The organism is Burkholderia sp. Bp8986 (assembly GCF_003854225.1).
Lineage (GTDB): Bacteria > Pseudomonadota > Gammaproteobacteria > Burkholderiales > Burkholderiaceae > Burkholderia.
In genome coordinates this window covers 17,406-31,774 of the sequence record NZ_QTQM01000011.1, presented here as the reverse complement: position 1 = coordinate 31,774, position 14,369 = coordinate 17,406, and the positions used below count along the sequence as shown (strand labels likewise).

Genomic DNA, 14,369 nt, shown 5'->3' with positions numbered 1-14,369 from the left:
GATCCGGCGGCCTACGCGCCGCCGGCACACGACATATCTGGAGACGACGATGACTGCTCTCGACGCGGCCGCAAGCCGCTCGCCCGCCGCGCCCGCCCAATCGGGCGAGCTCGACCGCACCTACAGGAAAGTGTTCTGGCGCATCGTGCCGTTCCTGATGCTCTGCTACGTGGTCGCGTATCTCGACCGCGTGAACGTCGGCTTCGCAAAGCTGCAGATGTCGCAGGACCTCGCGTTCAGCGAAACCGTGTTCGGCCTCGGCGCCGGCATCTTCTTCCTCGGCTACTTCCTGTTCGAGCTGCCGAGCAACCTGCTGATGCACCGCATCGGCGCACGCATCTGGATCGCGCGGATCATGATCACGTGGGGTCTGCTGTCCGCGGTGTTCGCGTTCGTGAAGACGCCGACGCAGTTCTACGTGCTGCGCTTCCTGCTCGGTCTCGCGGAAGCCGGCTTCTATCCGGGCGTGATCCTCTACCTCACGTACTGGTTCCCGTCGCATCGGCGCGCGAAGATCATCGCGGTGTTCATGTCCGCGATTCCGGTGTCGGGCATCTTCGGCAACCCGCTGTCCGGCTGGATCATGGAGCGCTTCCACGGCGGCTCGGGCTTTCACGGCTGGCAATGGATGTTCGTGATCGAAGCCGTGCCGGCGCTGCTCGTCGGTATCGCGACGATCCTGTATCTCGACAACGGCATCCGCAGCGCGAAGTGGCTCGACGCGCGCGAGAAGCAGCTGCTCGAGGACGAAATCGCCGCGCAGCCGCAGGAACAGCAGCAGCACGGCCATTCGCTGAAGGCCGTGTTCGCCGACCCGCGCATGTGGTGGATGTCGCTGATCTACTTCGCGTTCGTCACCGGCCAGTACGGCCTCACGTTCTGGATGCCGACCCTCGTGAAATCGACCGGCATCACCGATACGCTCCAGATCGGCCTGCTGTCGGCGATCCCGTTCGTCGTCGCGATCGTCGTGATGAACCTGTTCGGCCACAGCGCGGACAAGCGTCGCGAACGCCGCTGGCACCTGATCGTGCCGGCGCTGATGGGCGCGGTCGGGTTTGCGGTCGCCGCGTCGTACTCGCACAATACGGCGGTGTCGATCGTGTTCCTGTCGCTCGCGGCGGGCGGCGTACTGACCTGCGCACCGCTGTTCTGGTCGCTGCCGACCGCGTTCCTCGCCGGCTCCGCCGCGGCCGCCGGGATCGCGATCATCAACTCGGTCGGCAACCTCGCCGGGTTCGCGAGCCCGTACGTGATCGGCTACCTGAAGGACGTCACGCACAGCACGTCGTCCGGCATGTACGTGCTGGCCGGCATGCTCGTGATCGGCGCGATCGCCGTGTGGCTCACGCCCGCGAAACTCGTGAACCGCTGATCCCTCATTCGACGCGGGGCGCCGGGCGCCCCGCCCCATTCATTCACCGGACCGCTGCCATGCCCCGCTTCGCCGCCAACCTCTCGATGATGTACACCGAGCACGCGTTCCTCGAACGCTTCGCCGCTGCCTCGCACGACGGCTTCAAGGCCGTCGAGTACCTGTTCCCGTACGACTTCGCCGCCGAGGACATCCGCGCGCGCCTCGACGCGCACGACCTCGAGCAGGCGCTGTTCAACGCGCCGCCCGGCGACTGGGCCGCCGGCGAACGCGGGATCGCATCGCTGCCGGGCCGCGAGGACGAGTTCCGGCGCGGCATCGACCAGGCGCTCGATTATGCGCGCGTGCTCGGCAACAAGAAGCTGCACGTGATGGCCGGGATGGTCGCGCCGGGCGCCGACCGCGCGCGCCATCGCGACACCTACGTGGCGAACCTGCGGCATGCGGCGCAGGCTGCTGCCGCGCACGGCATCACGATCCTGATCGAGCCGATCAACCAGCGCGACATGCCCGGCTATTTCCTGAGCCGCCAGGACGATGCGCACGACATCCGCGCGGAAGTCGGCGCGCCGAACCTGAAGGTGCAGTTCGACTGCTATCACTGCCAGATCGTCGAGGGCGACCTCGCGATGAAGCTCAAGCGCGATTTCGCGGGCATCGGCCACATCCAGATCGCCGGCGTGCCCGAGCGTCACGAGCCGGACATCGGCGAACTCAATTACCCGTACCTGTTCGCGCTGATCGACGCGCTCGGCTACGACGGCTGGATCGGCTGCGAGTATCGCCCGAAGGCCGGCACGTCCGAGGGCCTCGGCTGGCTCAGGCCGTACCTGTAATTTTCGTATTCCTCAGAGGGCAAAGAACATGAAAGTACTGATCACCGGCGGCGCCGGCTTTCTCGGCCAGCGTCTCGCGCGCAAGCTGCTCGAACGCGGCGAGCTGACCGGCCCCGACGGCCGGAGCAGCAGGATCGACGAGCTGGTGCTGCTCGACGTCGTCGAGGGCAGCGATTTCGGCGACGCGCGCGTGACGTCGATCGTCGGCGACATCGCCGATCGCGCGGTGCTCGAAAGCGCGATCGACACGCAGACGAGCGCGATCTTCCACCTCGCGGCGATCGTCAGCGGGCAGGCCGAAGCCGATTTCGATCTCGGCATGCGGATCAACCTCGACGCGTCGCGCACGCTGCTCGAAGTGTGCCGCGCGCGCGGCCATCGTCCGCGCGTCGTGTTCACGAGCTCGGTGGCCGTCTACGGCGGCGTGCTGCCCGACGTCGTGCGGGACGATACCGCGCTGAATCCGCAATCGTCGTACGGCGCGGAAAAGGCGATCGCCGAGCTGCTGCTGTGCGACTACGCGCGCCGCGGCTTCGTCGACGGCCGCGTGCTGCGGCTGCCGACCATCAGCGTGCGGCCGGGCCGCCCGAACGCGGCTGCGTCGTCGTTCGCGAGCGGCATCATCCGCGAGCCGCTGAACGGCGAGGAAAGCGTGTGCCCGGTGCCGGGGTCGACGCGGCTGTGGCTGCTGTCGCCGCGCGGCGCGATCGACGCGCTCGTCGCCGGTTGCGAGCTCGACAGCGAGCAGCTCGGCAACAAGCGCGTGATCAACCTGCCCGGCCTGTCGGTGTCGGTCGACGAGATGATCGCGGCGCTGCGCGAAGTCGCGGGCGACGAGGTCGTGAAGCTGATCCGCCATGCGCCGGACGAACGCGTCGAGAAGATCGTCGGCAGCTGGCCGGGCCGCTGGGACACGACGCGCGCGGAAGCGCTCGGGCTGAAAGGCGACACGTCGTTCGCGGACGTCATCCGCAGCCATCTCGCCGACGAACGGCGTTGACGGCCGCGCCGCCCGGCAGGCGAGCGACCGCCCCGGCGTCGCTGCCGCCTGCCCGGCAGGCCGGCAACGCCCGGCCGCATCAGCGCGGCCCGGCGGACTCCCCGACGTGTATCGATGCGCGCTTCGCGCCGGATGGCGAGCGCGCCGCGCCGGCCGCATGCTGCCACGCCAGCAATCCGGGCAGATAGAACAGCAGATCGCGCACCCGTCGCGCGCCGGCGAGCGCCAGACAGGTCGGCGCGTCGAACCCGAGCAGCCCGCCGATCAGCACGAACCCGCCCTCCTGCACGCCCAGCCCGCCCGGCATCAGGAACGCGATGCTGCTCAGCAGCTGGATCAGCGCTTCGATCGCGAGCGCCTGCGCGAACGTCGGATCGGCGCCGAGAAAACGCAGCGCGAGCCAGATTTCCAGCGCATAGCCGGCGAACTGCAGCGTCTGCCAGATCACCAGATAGCGGACGACGATACCCGTCTTGCGCCAGATCACAAGGATCGACTGATCGGTGCGTGCCGATTCGCCGACCAGCGCCACCACCTTGCCGCTCGTGACGCGGTTGACCACGCGCATCGCGCGCTCGAACGGCCGCGCGTGCTGAACCAGTGCGAACAGCAGCAGCACCGGCACCAGCGCCGCCATGCCGATGGCGAGGCGCGCGGCCACCTGCGCGGCATCGGACGATACGTGTTCGAGCACGTAGCCGATCGCGACCAGCGCGAACACGAGCTGGCTGATCAACGTCAGCTGCATGTCGGCGACGAGGCTCGCCACGGCGGTCGCCGGGCGTACGCCCGCCTGCCGCAGCAGGCCGAACGACACGATCTCGCCGCCGATTCGCGCGACCGGCAACAATCCGTTGATCGATTCGCGGATCCACACGAGCTTGAGCATCGTCGCGAACGACGGCCGGCGCGGGCCGCGGATCAGCATCCGCCAGTCCCACGCATTCGCGAGCATCGGCAGGATGTGGGCCAGCGCGGCGACCAGCAACCCGGCGCCGGCGATCCGCAGCCGGTGCAGGATCTCCAGCGGATGCTCGCGCCAGACCAGCCACACCGCGAGCACCAGCCCGGCCAGCGCCGCCGCGCGCCCCGCTTGCCGCAGGCGCGCGTCGCGACGCGCGGACCGCCGGTCCGCGCCTTCGAGGTCGGCATGCGTGTCATGCGTCATGATTTCCCCGCGGGCGACAGCAAGCCCTCGCGGTCGACGCGAAAGCGCGTGCCGCGCCAGACGACGTGCGACGAGAAGAAACTCGACACGAACACCACGAACTGCAGGAAATCGACGAACGGCAACCAGAGCGCGCCGCGCAGACCCGCGCCGGTGGCGCGGCTCGTCTTCAACATCAGCAGCGCCCGCGCGACGAGCGCCGCGAACGCCAGCCCCCAGGCGGCGAGCGTGCCGCCGGAAAACAGCACGGCCAGCACCGCCAGCGGCAACGGGTGCATCAGCACCGACCCGGCGTGACCGAGCCGGTCCGCCGCGCGGATCGTGCAGCTCCAGCGCAATTCGTGCGCGTACAGCGTGGCGAACGTCTCTTCGACACAGGCGTGCCCGACGACCAACGGCGGGACGACGACCTGCGCGCCGATCTGCCGCACTGCTTCGCCGAGCGCGTGATCCTCGGCCAGGTGATGCGCGAAACGCGCGAGCCCGCCGATGCGTTCGAGCGTCGCGCGCGTGATCGCAATCGTCTGGCCAAAGCACGGACGGGCGCGCCCGATGAAAAGCCCGGTGATGACGCCCGGCAGGAAATGGTAGTTCGTCATCGCGACGGCGACACCGGGCCAGAAGCCCGGCGACGCGATGCCGCGATACACGCTCGTCACGATGCCGACTTCCGGCTGCTGCAGCGCGCCGACGACGGCACGCAGATAATCGCGCTCGACCAGCACGTCGCTGTCGGCAAGACACAGCACTGAATGTTCCGCGTGTTCGAGCATGTTGACGAGATTCGCGATCTTGCGGTTCGGCCCGTACAGTCGCGCGTCGGCGACGACCTTGATGTTCGCGTCCGGATGGCGCCTGCGCAACGTTTCGACGGCCGCGAGCGCCGCATCGCCCGCATCGTGCACGCCGAACAGATGCTGTACCGGCCCCGGATAATCCTGCACGAAGAAGCTTTCGAGATGCTGTACGAGATTCCATTCGTCGCCGTGCAGCGGCTTCGCGACGGTGACGCCCGGATAATCGCACGGCACCGACCGCGCGCGGGAAAAGAACCGGCCGACCAGCACGCTGGCCGTGACCGTGTAGGCAATGCCGAGCAACACGCCCAGTCCGCAGGCGATCGACATCGCGCCGGCCAGCGCGTGCAGCAGATGCAACAGGATCATGCTTCTCCCCAGTGGTGGCCCAATGACCGCGACGCCCCGGCCGGCACGCGCGAACGCGCGCTCGCCCGGACACGCCGCCGTGTCGATTCCCGTTGAGCCGGATATCAAGGATGACCAACCGACGGTACGCGCAATCAGATGACACGACTACCGTGCGGCGATCGATTCCGGTCACGCGCGCACAGCCGCGAACGTCCGCGGCCCTGAACGCCGCGTGGGCCACCTTACGGGCCGACAGGATCGCGGTCGCGATGACGGTCCGGATGCGGAATGTCATCGCCGTGAAAGACGCTTCGGGTACGCGCGGCGCAACCCAGCGGAACCGGCACGACACACCCGTGCGTGGTGGCGCTTGCAACCGACGATCCGGCGCACAAGCAGCCCGGCAGCGGGTCCGTGCTGTCGATCATCCAGCGCATCGCGCGATGGTTCGGCGGCCGCGTGCGGTTCGGGCCCGGCATCGGCGGATACGGCCCCGGCGTCGCGATCGTGTTGCCGTCGGCCGACGCCGCCCGGGTCAAGAGCGCGCATGCGTCACGGGGTGAATCCGATGCGCGGCCGCACGCTTAACGTTTTGTTAAGGATTCGGCCGTAGAATCCTCCGGAAGATACGGTCCCCACCCGCTTGCCAGGAGCTTTCATGTCTACCTCCGCCCGATACGATGCAGTCGCACGCCTTCTCCACTGGCTGATCGTGGCGCTCGTCGTCGCGCAGTATGCAATCGGCTGGACGATGCCCGACGTGCATCGCGATACGCAACCGGTCGGCCTGATCGCCGCGCACCTGATCGTGGGCACCGCGCTGCTCGCCGCGATGGCTTGCCGCGTACTCTGGCGCGTGACGCATCGTCCGCCCGCCGACCAGTTGTCGCCCGCGATGCGCGCCGTGTCCGGCGCGACGCACTTCGGGCTCTATGCGCTGCTGATCGCGGTGCCGTTGCTCGGCTGGATCAATGCGTCGTCGCGTGCCTGGGCCGTGACGCTGCTCGGCATCGTGCCGCTGCCTGCGCTGTCGGCGGCCGGATCGGGATTCGGGCATGCGATGGGCGACGTGCACGGCATCCTCGCGTGGGTGCTGTTCGGCGGCATCTGCCTTCACGTCGCTGCCGCGGTCGCGCATCGTTTCATCCTTCGCGACCAGGTCATGCAGCGGATGATGCCCTGGTAATCCCGCCGCCGGCATCGTTGCGCGTCATCGCGGACAGCAGTCCGCCGATGGCGGATCGCATCTCGTCCGCATCGCCGCTCATCCCGCGATCCACCTGCGCGCCCAACGGAAACGGGCAACGAGACGGTCGCGGCGCCGCGCGAAGCGGCGCGCGGTCGACGGCCTGGCCGTCCGTGCCGTTCGACCGGGCCGCGTGCCGCGAACGGCATGCGTATCGCCGTACCGCGAACACGACGGCCTGAAGACACACACGTACATGTCGGCTCCTAGTTGCCGGCCTGCGCCGGCATGACGGAGGCCGGCGCAGGCGCGGCAGCCGAAGCCGAAGCCGAAGCCGAAGCCGCCATCCTCGCGCGATCCTGCTCGGCGAGTTTCGCCTGCGCGGCCTGAATGTCCGCCGGATATTCGCCGTCGTCCCCCTTCGACGGATCGTACCCGGCCGCTTCCAGACGAATCAGCTCCTCGCGAACCTGGGCACGCGTGAGCGGCGCATTCGATTGCGCGAATGCGGACTGACCGGAGATTGCGCCGATCATCATCAGTAGTGCGATATAAGTTTTCATCATCAACTCCTTCAATGTTGCGTGCCGATCAACCTTCGTGAATGTCGAACCCGCCGCGGCGGTCCGCTGCGTCAGCTTCCGAAATACGGCGTGCAAAAGCTCTCGGGGCCGACGCATGCGGCCGGGCGCGGGCGGGTCGGTTGCGCCGCCGGCCTGCCCGCATCGGACGTCCCCGCCGGATCGCCGCCGACCGCGGTTTCGGCCTGATGCCGAGGCAGTTGCCCGGCCTGCTGCTGGAACAGCGGACTTACGTCCGGATACGACGTATCGGTCACGAAGCGCAGCCCGTTGGTTTCGGCGTCGATCAGTTGCTGCCTGACCTGCGCGCGCGTCAGTGCCTGTGCCGACGCAGGCGTCGCGACACTCGCGACGGACATCGCCGCCACCGTGGCGGCCACCAGCCAATGCGTATTCATGCTCCACTCCTTCGGAAGTCAACGAAACGAGGTGCTACACCCGTATGACGACGCGGGGCGTACGTTTATTCCCGGAATGCCGGAGCGCTCGCACCGGACCTTCACCGATCTGTCATTCTTTCGTCAGCCGGCGTAACCTGACGTAACGCAGGCCCCACCGCGCGTGGGGCAGACTGACGACACCTTGTGGATCGCCCCTCGATCATGTCCGTCGCTTACGACTATGCAGCCGGCCTGCTTCGCACGCTGTACGACCGCCATCTCGACGGCGGCGCCGTGCTCGATACGGCCGCGTTTCCCGACGCCGAGCGATTCGTTCGTGCGTGGCCGGCCATTCGCGCGGAAGCGCTGGCCGTCGCGCGCGACCTGCCGCGCATCCCGCGCTTCCACGAGATCATGCGCGAGCAGCACGACATCTCGGCCAACGATGCGCGCGACTGGCGGATGTTCATCATGCAGGCTTACGGCCAGCCGTTCCCGCGCAACCTGTCGCGCTGCCCGACCGTCGAATCGATCGTCGCGGCGTCGCCGGACGTGCTGTCCGCGTCGCTGTCGTTCCTCGCGCCCGGCAAGCATATCCCGCCGCATCGCGGGCCGTTCCGCGGCATCCTGCGCGGTTATCTGGTGCTGTCGATGCCGAAGCGCGCGGACGGCGCGCCGGCCGCCGTGCTGAAGGTCGACGGCCGCGACTACCGGCTCGACGAAGGCTGCTTCCTGCTGTGGGACGACACCTTCGTGCACGAAGTGTGGAACGACAGTGACGAAGTGCGGATCGTGCTGCTGCTCGATATCCGCCGGCGCGGCATGCCGCGCTTGCTGATGTGGCTGTCGAATGCGGTGATCGGCGTCGTGCGGCTCGGGATCAGGGTGCGGGGGCGGTCGATTCCGGTCTAGCAACCCGCCCGGCGCACGCGCCTTGCGGTCAATCCTCGCGCGCAAGCCGCGTCAGCACCTCCGTGAGCGCTTGAATCGCGGGTTGAGCGGCGCGCTGCACCGGGTACACGAGGTAGTAGCCCAGACCGTTGCGTACCACCTCCGGAAACGGCGCGACCAGCGCGCCGGCTTCCAGCCGATCCGCCGCCATGCGCGGATCGCCGATCGCGACGCCGTGCCCGTCCGACGCGGCCGTCAATGTCAGCTCGAGCGTATCGAACACGAGCCCGGTGCCCGGGTCGACCTGCGTTGCGCCGACGGCGTCCAGCCAGCATCGCCATTCGTCGCGATTGCTGGCGGGATGCAGCAGTGTCGCGTGCGCGAGATCGGCGATCGACTTCAGCACCGCGCCCGCCTCGCGCGTACACATCGGCGTGAGGCATTCGTCGAACAGCGGCACGGCCACCATGCCCGCCCAGCTTCCGCTGCCGCGCACGACGATCGCATCGAAACCGGCGTCGGTGAAATCCGGCGTGTCGTCCGCCGACGTGTGAATGCGCAACTCCGTGCGCGGCAACGCATGATTGAGCGCCGACAGCCGCGGCAACAGCCAGCGAATCGCGAACGTGGAGGGCAAGCGCAATGTGAGAGTCGACGCGGCATGCGCATGCGCGCGCGCGTGTTGCGCCAGTTGCGAGAGTACGTCGACGGCCACCGTCAGCAGCGCGCCGCCTTCCGCGGTCAACGTCAATCCCGACGCATGACGGACGAACAACGCACACCGGTAATGCGCTTCCAGTTGCTGCACCTGACGGCTCACCGCACCCTGGGTCCGGCACAGATGCTCGGCTGCGCGGTTGAAGCTGCCGAGTTCGGCGGCGGCGACGAACGCCTGGAATGCCGTCAGCGGCGGCAGCGCACGGGTGAGATCCGCGAGCGGATATGCGCGGGCGGCATACCCGGGTTGCGGATTATTCGTTTGTTCGGTCATCGCTGCATCGCTATCGTGGTTGAACCGGTTCGCGACGGCTGTCGTGGCTGGCTCGTCAACAATCAGCGGAGAAATACCATGGTCTCGTCGTCCGACGCACTATACACGCGGCAGGTCGATACCTACCTCAAAGCGCTCGAGAGCGGCAACGTCGCCGCGATCTGCGCATTGTTCACGCCGGATGCGCAGATATTTTCGCCGTTCCTCGGCTGGATGTCGCCACTGCCCTTCTTCGAAAAAGTCGCGGCGGCCTCCGGACAAAGCCGGATCACGCCGATCGACATCTGCGTCAGCGCCACGGGCGCACGTCGGGCCACCGGCTATTTCGTCTACGACTGGGGACTGAAGGACGGCACCGCGGTGCAATTCGAGTGTGTCGACGTCTTCGAATTCGACGACGACGCGCGCATCGAGCGCATGATCATCGTCTACGACACCTATCCGATCCGCAGTACGGTCGGCGACAAGTACGCATAGCGCATCGACGGGGATCAGGCACCACGGCCGTTGCGCGGCGCAGCAACGGCGCCGCGCCGCCGGCCGTACGGCAATGTCGCTGCCGGCCCGATCGATCGCCTACACTACAGACCGTCCCCCCGCACGGCTCCTGCCAGCCACCGCCATGGCACACCTCTTCTTCGCGGCGTCGATCCAGCGCCATATCGACACGCCCGAGCGCGACATCGACGCACGGACGCTCGGCGAAGCGCTTGAAACCGTCTTCGGTGAACAGCCGCGGCTGCGCGGCTATATCGTCGACGACCAGGGCGCGCTGCGAAAGCACCTGTCGGTGTTCATCGACGGCCAGCCGGTACGCGACCGGCAACATCTGTCCGATCCGCTCGGCAACGGCAGCCGCGTGTACGTCGTGCAGGCGCTGTCCGGCGGATAAAGGGACGCATCGCCATCCAAACGAGCGCGCGGCCGCGCCCACAGGAGACATCCGACATGAACGATCGACTGCTCGTCGCGACCCGCAAGGGCCTGTTCGTGCTGCACGCCGACGGCAACGGCGGCTGGGCGCTCGGCGAGCCGCACTTCGTCGGCGAACCGGTCAGCATGGCACTGGCCGACCCGCGCGACGGCACGCTGTATGCGGCGCTCAATCTCGGCCATTTCGGGGTCAAGCTGCACCGCAGGCGTGCCGGAGCCGCCGCATGGGAAGAATGTGCGGTCCCCGTCTATCCGCCGCAGCCCGCCGATGAACCGCGCGCCGACGTCAGCGCCCATGCCGGCACCGGCGACGCGCACGACGAAGCGCCCACCCCGCCCCGCCCGCCGTGGACGCTTCAGCAGATCTGGTCGCTCGAAGCCGGCGGCGCGGACGGACCGGGCGTATTGTGGGCCGGCACGATACCGGGCGGCCTCTTCCGCTCCGACGACGGCGGCGATTCGTGGGCGCTCAACCGCCCGCTGTGGGATCGCCCGGAGCGCCCCGAGTGGTTCGGCGGCGGCTACGATGCGCCGGGCATCCATTCGGTGATGGTCGATCCGCGCGACAGCCGGCACGTGACGATCGGCATCTCGTGCGGCGGCGTCTGGCAGACCTTCGACGGCGGCGCGACCTGGCGCGTGAGCGCCGACGGCATGGAGGCCGACTACATGCCGCCCGAGCGGCGCGGCGAACCCAACGTGCAGGACCCGCATCGCGTCGTCCAGTGCGCGGCCAACCCCGATGTGCTGTGGACCCAGCATCACTGCGCGATCTTCCGCTCGACCGACGGTGCCGCGCACTGGCAGCGGATCGAAGCGCAGCCGTCGAGCTTCGGCTTCGCGGTCGCCGTGCATCCGGCAGACCCCGACACTGCGTGGTTCGTCCCCGCCGTGAAGGATGCGTGCCGGATTCCGGTGAACGGCCGCTTCGTCGTCACGCGCACGCGCGACGGCGGCCGCAGCTTCGAGAGCCTGTCGAACGGGTTGCCGCCTGCGCCGGCCTACGATCTCGTCTATCGGCACGGGCTCGCGGTGGACGACACCGGCACGCGTCTCGCGATGGCGTCGACGACGGGCGGGTTATGGACCTCCGCGGACGGCGGCGAAAACTGGCGGCAGGTCTCCGCGCATTTGCCGCCGGTGTATTGCGTGCGCTTCGGATAACGAACGACTCACATGCAGCGCGCGCCGACGGCAAGCGCCCGCCCGTTGCTTTACGTCGGCGGCGCGATCCGCGCGACCGCGTCGCGCGTCTGCACGATTTCCGCTTCAAGCCAGTCGAGAAACCGCCGGACCCGCGGCTCGCGCTCTCGCCCGGGCCGGCACAGCGCGACGAAACGCGCGCCGGCGAGCCGCACCGATGCATCGATCGGCGTCAGCGCGTCGCGTTCGACGTGCTCGGCGGCCAGCACCGAACTGAGCAGCCCGACACCCTGCCCATGCAGCACGGCCTGCAGCGCGTAATGCTCGTCGTCGTAATGGCGGAACACCGCGCGCTCGAGCCATGCTTCGCGGCCGGCCGCACGGCACCAAGACGCCCAGTCGACCGACACGGGAAGCGGCGCATCCCAGGTGGTCTCGATCAGCTCGATACGCTCGTTCGCGCGCCCGACGTCGAGGCCGCGCGCCGCATACGCGCCGAAATACTCGTCGATCAGCGCGATCTCGTGCAGCGCGGGAAACGTGCGCGACGTCGCGCGGATCGCGAGATCGACCCGCGCGTCGCGTTCGAGATCGACGAGCGCGTTGCCGGTTTCCACCTTGATGTGCAACTGCGGATCGACGCGCCGGAACCGGCCGAGCCGCGGAATCAGCCACATCGCGGCGAACGCGGGCGTGGTGGTCAGCACCAGCGTGCGCGCATCGGCCGTCGCGGGCCGCAGCGCATCGAGCCCGCGGCTCATGCCGAGCAGCGCGTCGTGACACGCGCGAAACAGTTGCCCGCCCTCGTCCGTCAACCGCACGCCGCTCGCGCCGCGCTCGAACAGCAGCACGCCGAGTCGGCTTTCGAGCGACTTGATCTGATGCGACACGGCCGCCGGCGTCACGGACAGTTCGTCGGCGGCCGCCTTGAACGTGCCGAGCCGCGCGCACGACTCGAATACACGTAATGCGGTCAGGGGAATTTTCGAGAACACGACGCCTCGCGGGCCGGATCCGGCCGGGTTGAATTCGATTCAATCCGCGTGAGATTAGGTGAATTGAGGCACGCGCGCAACGCGGGTAGCCTTCCGGGACGTCGCGGCACGGCGGCCGCAGCACGCAGCAGCGGCCAACCCGCCGCCCAACCATCGACGAACCAACGACCGTCGAACCGGAGAACCAACGTGCAAGGCCTACCGCGCAGGATCACGCAGGCGGTGCTCTACGAAGCGATCGCCATTTCCTGCATCTCGCCCGCGATCGCGGCGCTCTTCAAGCAGGGTCTGGTCTATTCGGGCGCGCTGTCCGCGACGATGTCGGCGATCGCGCTGCTGTGGAACATGATCTTCAACGCGCTGTTCGAGCGCTGGGAAGCGTCGCGCCGGCAGCCTGCGCGCACGCTCGCGCGACGGATCCTGCATGCGACCGGCTTCGAGGGCGGGCTCATCTTCATCCTCGTGCCGGTCGTATCGTGGTGGCTCGACATCTCGTGGTTCGACGCGTTCGTCGTCGACATCGGGCTGTTCGCGTTCTTCTTCTGCTACGCGTTCGTGTTCCAGTGGGCATTCGATCGCGTGTTCGACGTGCCGGCGGCGACGAAGGAATCGTGACGAGGTGTTCGCGGGCCGGCTTCGCGCCGATCGACGCGCAGCCCGAAAGCAACGCGGCCCGCCCGCACGATACGGGAGGGCCGCGTTTCATCACGCCGGCGCGCCGCCTTCGGCGAGCGCGCCGGTCACGTCGACGCTCAATGCACGCCGAGATACGCCTTCACCGCCGGCAGGCCCGGCTTGCCGTCGAGCGTCGTCACGCCGGCCAGCCACTTGTCGAGCGCCTGCGGATTCGCCTTCAGCCACTCGGCGGCGGCCTTGTTCGGGTCTTCCTTGTTCATGATCGGCAACATCACGTGGTTCTCGATCGACGTCGTGAACTGCAGGTTCGACACGAACTTCGCGACGTTCGGGCAACGCTGCGCGTAGTCCGGCGGCGTGGCCGTCAGCACCTTCGCCTCGCCGTAGTTCGGGCCGAACACGTCGTCGCCGCCGCTCAGGTAGTCGATCTTCATCTGCACGTTCATCGGATGCGGTTCCCAGCCGAGGAACACGATCCACTGCTTGTCGCGGATCGCGCGGTTCACCTCGACCAGCATCCCGGCCTCGCTCGACTCGACCATCTTGAACTTGCCGAGGCCGAACTGGTTGCCGTCGATCATCTTCTTGATCAGCAGGTTGCCGTCGTTGCCCGGTTCGATCCCGTAGATCTTGCCGTTGAGCTTGTCGGCGTACTTCTGGATGTCGGCGAACGACTTCAGGCCGCCCTGGTACACGTAGTCGGGCACCGCGAGCGTGTATTTCGCGCCGGTCAGGTTGGGCGTGGCGAGCACCTTGATCGTGCCGGCCTTCGTGAACGGCTGGATGATCGGGTCCATCGTCGGCGACCAGTAGCCGAGGAACACGTCGATCTGCTTGCTCTTGATGCCCGCGAACGTGATCGGCACCGACGCGATCGTCTTGGTCGGCGCGTAGCCGAGCCCCTGCAGCATCGTCGCTGCAAGACCGGTGGTGGCAGCGATGTCGGTCCAGCCGACGTCCGCGAAGCGCACGTTCTTGCATACGGGCGGGTCGGCCGCATAAACCGCCGACATCGGCGCGGCCATCCCGATCCCGCATACCGCTGCGATCAATTGGCGCTTCATCTGTCTTCTCCTCAAAGTGACGTCGTTTTTCATGGGGGCGGG

17 protein-coding genes are annotated in these 14,369 nt (G+C 68.0%); 10 read left to right on the top strand and 7 right to left on the bottom strand.

What is annotated here, in order from left to right; all coding sequences use genetic code 11:
- The first annotated feature begins 49 nt into the window (after positions 1-49).
- The 3 genes from DID99_RS12870 to denD are packed head-to-tail and all read left to right on the top strand — an operon-like array spanning position 50 to position 3,211.
- Positions 50-1,375: an MFS transporter gene (locus DID99_RS12870; RefSeq protein WP_124666863.1), complete on the top strand. Its 1,326-nt coding sequence runs from the start codon at positions 50-52 to the stop codon at positions 1,373-1,375.
- A gap of 59 nt (positions 1,376-1,434) precedes the next feature.
- Entirely contained in the window at positions 1,435-2,211 is a 777-nt protein-coding gene (gene otnI / locus DID99_RS12865; protein WP_124521414.1) for a 2-oxo-tetronate isomerase, read from the top strand.
- Between the two features lie 28 nt (positions 2,212-2,239).
- Positions 2,240-3,211 (top strand): D-erythronate dehydrogenase, encoded by a 972-nt coding sequence (gene denD, locus DID99_RS12860; protein WP_124666862.1) that lies wholly within the window; start codon positions 2,240-2,242, stop codon positions 3,209-3,211.
- A gap of 79 nt (positions 3,212-3,290) precedes the next feature.
- Here denD and DID99_RS12855 read toward each other — a convergent pair whose 3' ends face one another.
- Both DID99_RS12855 and hpnI read right to left on the bottom strand, forming a co-directional pair.
- On the bottom strand, positions 3,291-4,379 hold the full coding sequence (locus DID99_RS12855; RefSeq protein WP_124666861.1) for a lysylphosphatidylglycerol synthase domain-containing protein: 1,089 nt from the start codon (positions 4,377-4,379) through the stop codon (positions 3,291-3,293).
- Positions 4,376-5,545, bottom strand: a complete 1,170-nt coding sequence (hpnI, locus tag DID99_RS12850; RefSeq protein ID WP_124666860.1) for a bacteriohopanetetrol glucosamine biosynthesis glycosyltransferase HpnI — start codon at positions 5,543-5,545, stop codon at positions 4,376-4,378. The genes DID99_RS12855 and hpnI overlap by 4 nt, the downstream gene beginning before the upstream one ends.
- 342 nt (positions 5,546-5,887) lie before the next feature.
- Here hpnI and DID99_RS12845 point away from each other — a divergent pair, with 342 nt between their 5' ends.
- A complete protein-coding gene (locus tag DID99_RS12845) occupies positions 5,888-6,115 on the top strand; it encodes a hypothetical protein (protein ID WP_124666859.1) in 228 nt (75 codons plus the stop codon).
- Positions 6,116-6,185: 70 nt separating this feature from the next.
- Positions 6,186-6,713, top strand: a complete 528-nt coding sequence (locus DID99_RS12840; RefSeq protein ID WP_124521404.1) for a cytochrome b — start codon at positions 6,186-6,188, stop codon at positions 6,711-6,713.
- Positions 6,714-6,979: 266 nt separating this feature from the next.
- Here the strand turns inward: DID99_RS12840 and DID99_RS12835 are convergent, their stop codons facing one another.
- Together DID99_RS12835 and DID99_RS12830 are read right to left on the bottom strand one after the other, a co-directional pair.
- Complete coding sequence (locus DID99_RS12835) at positions 6,980-7,276, bottom strand: DUF4148 domain-containing protein (RefSeq protein WP_124666932.1); 297 nt, start codon at positions 7,274-7,276, stop codon at positions 6,980-6,982.
- A 71-nt stretch (positions 7,277-7,347) separates the two neighbouring features.
- Positions 7,348-7,692, bottom strand: coding sequence for a DUF4148 domain-containing protein (locus DID99_RS12830; protein WP_044844429.1), 345 nt, complete (start codon positions 7,690-7,692; stop codon positions 7,348-7,350).
- Between the two features lie 204 nt (positions 7,693-7,896).
- Here DID99_RS12830 and DID99_RS12825 point away from each other — a divergent pair, with 204 nt between their 5' ends.
- Positions 7,897-8,586, top strand: coding sequence for an aspartyl/asparaginyl beta-hydroxylase domain-containing protein (locus DID99_RS12825; RefSeq protein ID WP_124666858.1), 690 nt, complete (start codon positions 7,897-7,899; stop codon positions 8,584-8,586).
- A 28-nt stretch (positions 8,587-8,614) separates the two neighbouring features.
- Here DID99_RS12825 and DID99_RS12820 read toward each other — a convergent pair whose 3' ends face one another.
- A complete protein-coding gene (locus DID99_RS12820) occupies positions 8,615-9,556 on the bottom strand; it encodes a LysR substrate-binding domain-containing protein (RefSeq protein WP_124521402.1) in 942 nt (313 codons plus the stop codon).
- 78 nt (positions 9,557-9,634) lie between these two features.
- Here DID99_RS12820 and DID99_RS12815 point away from each other — a divergent pair, with 78 nt between their 5' ends.
- From DID99_RS12815 to DID99_RS12805, 3 genes are all read left to right on the top strand, one after another.
- On the top strand, positions 9,635-10,033 hold the full coding sequence (locus DID99_RS12815; RefSeq protein ID WP_124666931.1) for a nuclear transport factor 2 family protein: 399 nt from the start codon (positions 9,635-9,637) through the stop codon (positions 10,031-10,033).
- Positions 10,034-10,178: 145 nt separating this feature from the next.
- On the top strand, positions 10,179-10,448 hold the full coding sequence (locus tag DID99_RS12810; RefSeq protein ID WP_044844433.1) for a MoaD/ThiS family protein: 270 nt from the start codon (positions 10,179-10,181) through the stop codon (positions 10,446-10,448).
- A gap of 56 nt (positions 10,449-10,504) precedes the next feature.
- Complete coding sequence (locus DID99_RS12805; RefSeq protein WP_124666857.1) at positions 10,505-11,653, top strand: exo-alpha-sialidase; 1,149 nt, start codon at positions 10,505-10,507, stop codon at positions 11,651-11,653.
- 50 nt (positions 11,654-11,703) lie between these two features.
- Here the strand turns inward: DID99_RS12805 and DID99_RS12800 are convergent, their stop codons facing one another.
- Positions 11,704-12,627: a LysR substrate-binding domain-containing protein gene (locus DID99_RS12800; protein ID WP_124666856.1), complete on the bottom strand. Its 924-nt coding sequence runs from the start codon at positions 12,625-12,627 to the stop codon at positions 11,704-11,706.
- A gap of 189 nt (positions 12,628-12,816) precedes the next feature.
- Here DID99_RS12800 and DID99_RS12795 point away from each other — a divergent pair, with 189 nt between their 5' ends.
- A complete protein-coding gene (locus DID99_RS12795; protein WP_124485095.1) occupies positions 12,817-13,242 on the top strand; it encodes a PACE efflux transporter in 426 nt (141 codons plus the stop codon).
- Between the two features lie 137 nt (positions 13,243-13,379).
- Here DID99_RS12795 and DID99_RS12790 read toward each other — a convergent pair whose 3' ends face one another.
- Positions 13,380-14,327, bottom strand: coding sequence for a choline ABC transporter substrate-binding protein (locus DID99_RS12790; protein ID WP_124521396.1), 948 nt, complete (start codon positions 14,325-14,327; stop codon positions 13,380-13,382).
- Between the last annotated feature and the right edge of the window lie 42 nt (positions 14,328-14,369).

Bases quoted from the DNA above. Each gene is read 5' to 3' on its own strand.
- DID99_RS12820 (WP_124521402.1), bottom strand. From the start codon at position 9,556: ATGACCGAACAAACGAATAATCCGCAACCCGGGTATGCCGCCCGCGCA.
- DID99_RS12810 (WP_044844433.1), top strand. From the start codon at position 10,179: ATGGCACACCTCTTCTTCGCGGCGTCGATCCAGCGCCATATCGACACG.
- DID99_RS12830 (WP_044844429.1), bottom strand. From the start codon at position 7,692: ATGAATACGCATTGGCTGGTGGCCGCCACGGTGGCGGCGATGTCCGTC.
- DID99_RS12855 (WP_124666861.1), bottom strand. From the start codon at position 4,379: ATGACGCATGACACGCATGCCGACCTCGAAGGCGCGGACCGGCGGTCC.
- DID99_RS12790 (WP_124521396.1), bottom strand. From the start codon at position 14,327: ATGAAGCGCCAATTGATCGCAGCGGTATGCGGGATCGGGATGGCCGCG.
- DID99_RS12870 (WP_124666863.1), top strand. From the start codon at position 50: ATGACTGCTCTCGACGCGGCCGCAAGCCGCTCGCCCGCCGCGCCCGCC.
- DID99_RS12805 (WP_124666857.1), top strand. From the start codon at position 10,505: ATGAACGATCGACTGCTCGTCGCGACCCGCAAGGGCCTGTTCGTGCTG.
- denD (WP_124666862.1), top strand. From the start codon at position 2,240: ATGAAAGTACTGATCACCGGCGGCGCCGGCTTTCTCGGCCAGCGTCTC.
- DID99_RS12840 (WP_124521404.1), top strand. From the start codon at position 6,186: ATGTCTACCTCCGCCCGATACGATGCAGTCGCACGCCTTCTCCACTGG.
- otnI (WP_124521414.1), top strand. From the start codon at position 1,435: ATGCCCCGCTTCGCCGCCAACCTCTCGATGATGTACACCGAGCACGCG.
- DID99_RS12815 (WP_124666931.1), top strand. From the start codon at position 9,635: ATGGTCTCGTCGTCCGACGCACTATACACGCGGCAGGTCGATACCTAC.
- hpnI (WP_124666860.1), bottom strand. From the start codon at position 5,545: ATGATCCTGTTGCATCTGCTGCACGCGCTGGCCGGCGCGATGTCGATC.
- DID99_RS12825 (WP_124666858.1), top strand. From the start codon at position 7,897: ATGTCCGTCGCTTACGACTATGCAGCCGGCCTGCTTCGCACGCTGTAC.
- DID99_RS12835 (WP_124666932.1), bottom strand. From the start codon at position 7,276: ATGAAAACTTATATCGCACTACTGATGATGATCGGCGCAATCTCCGGT.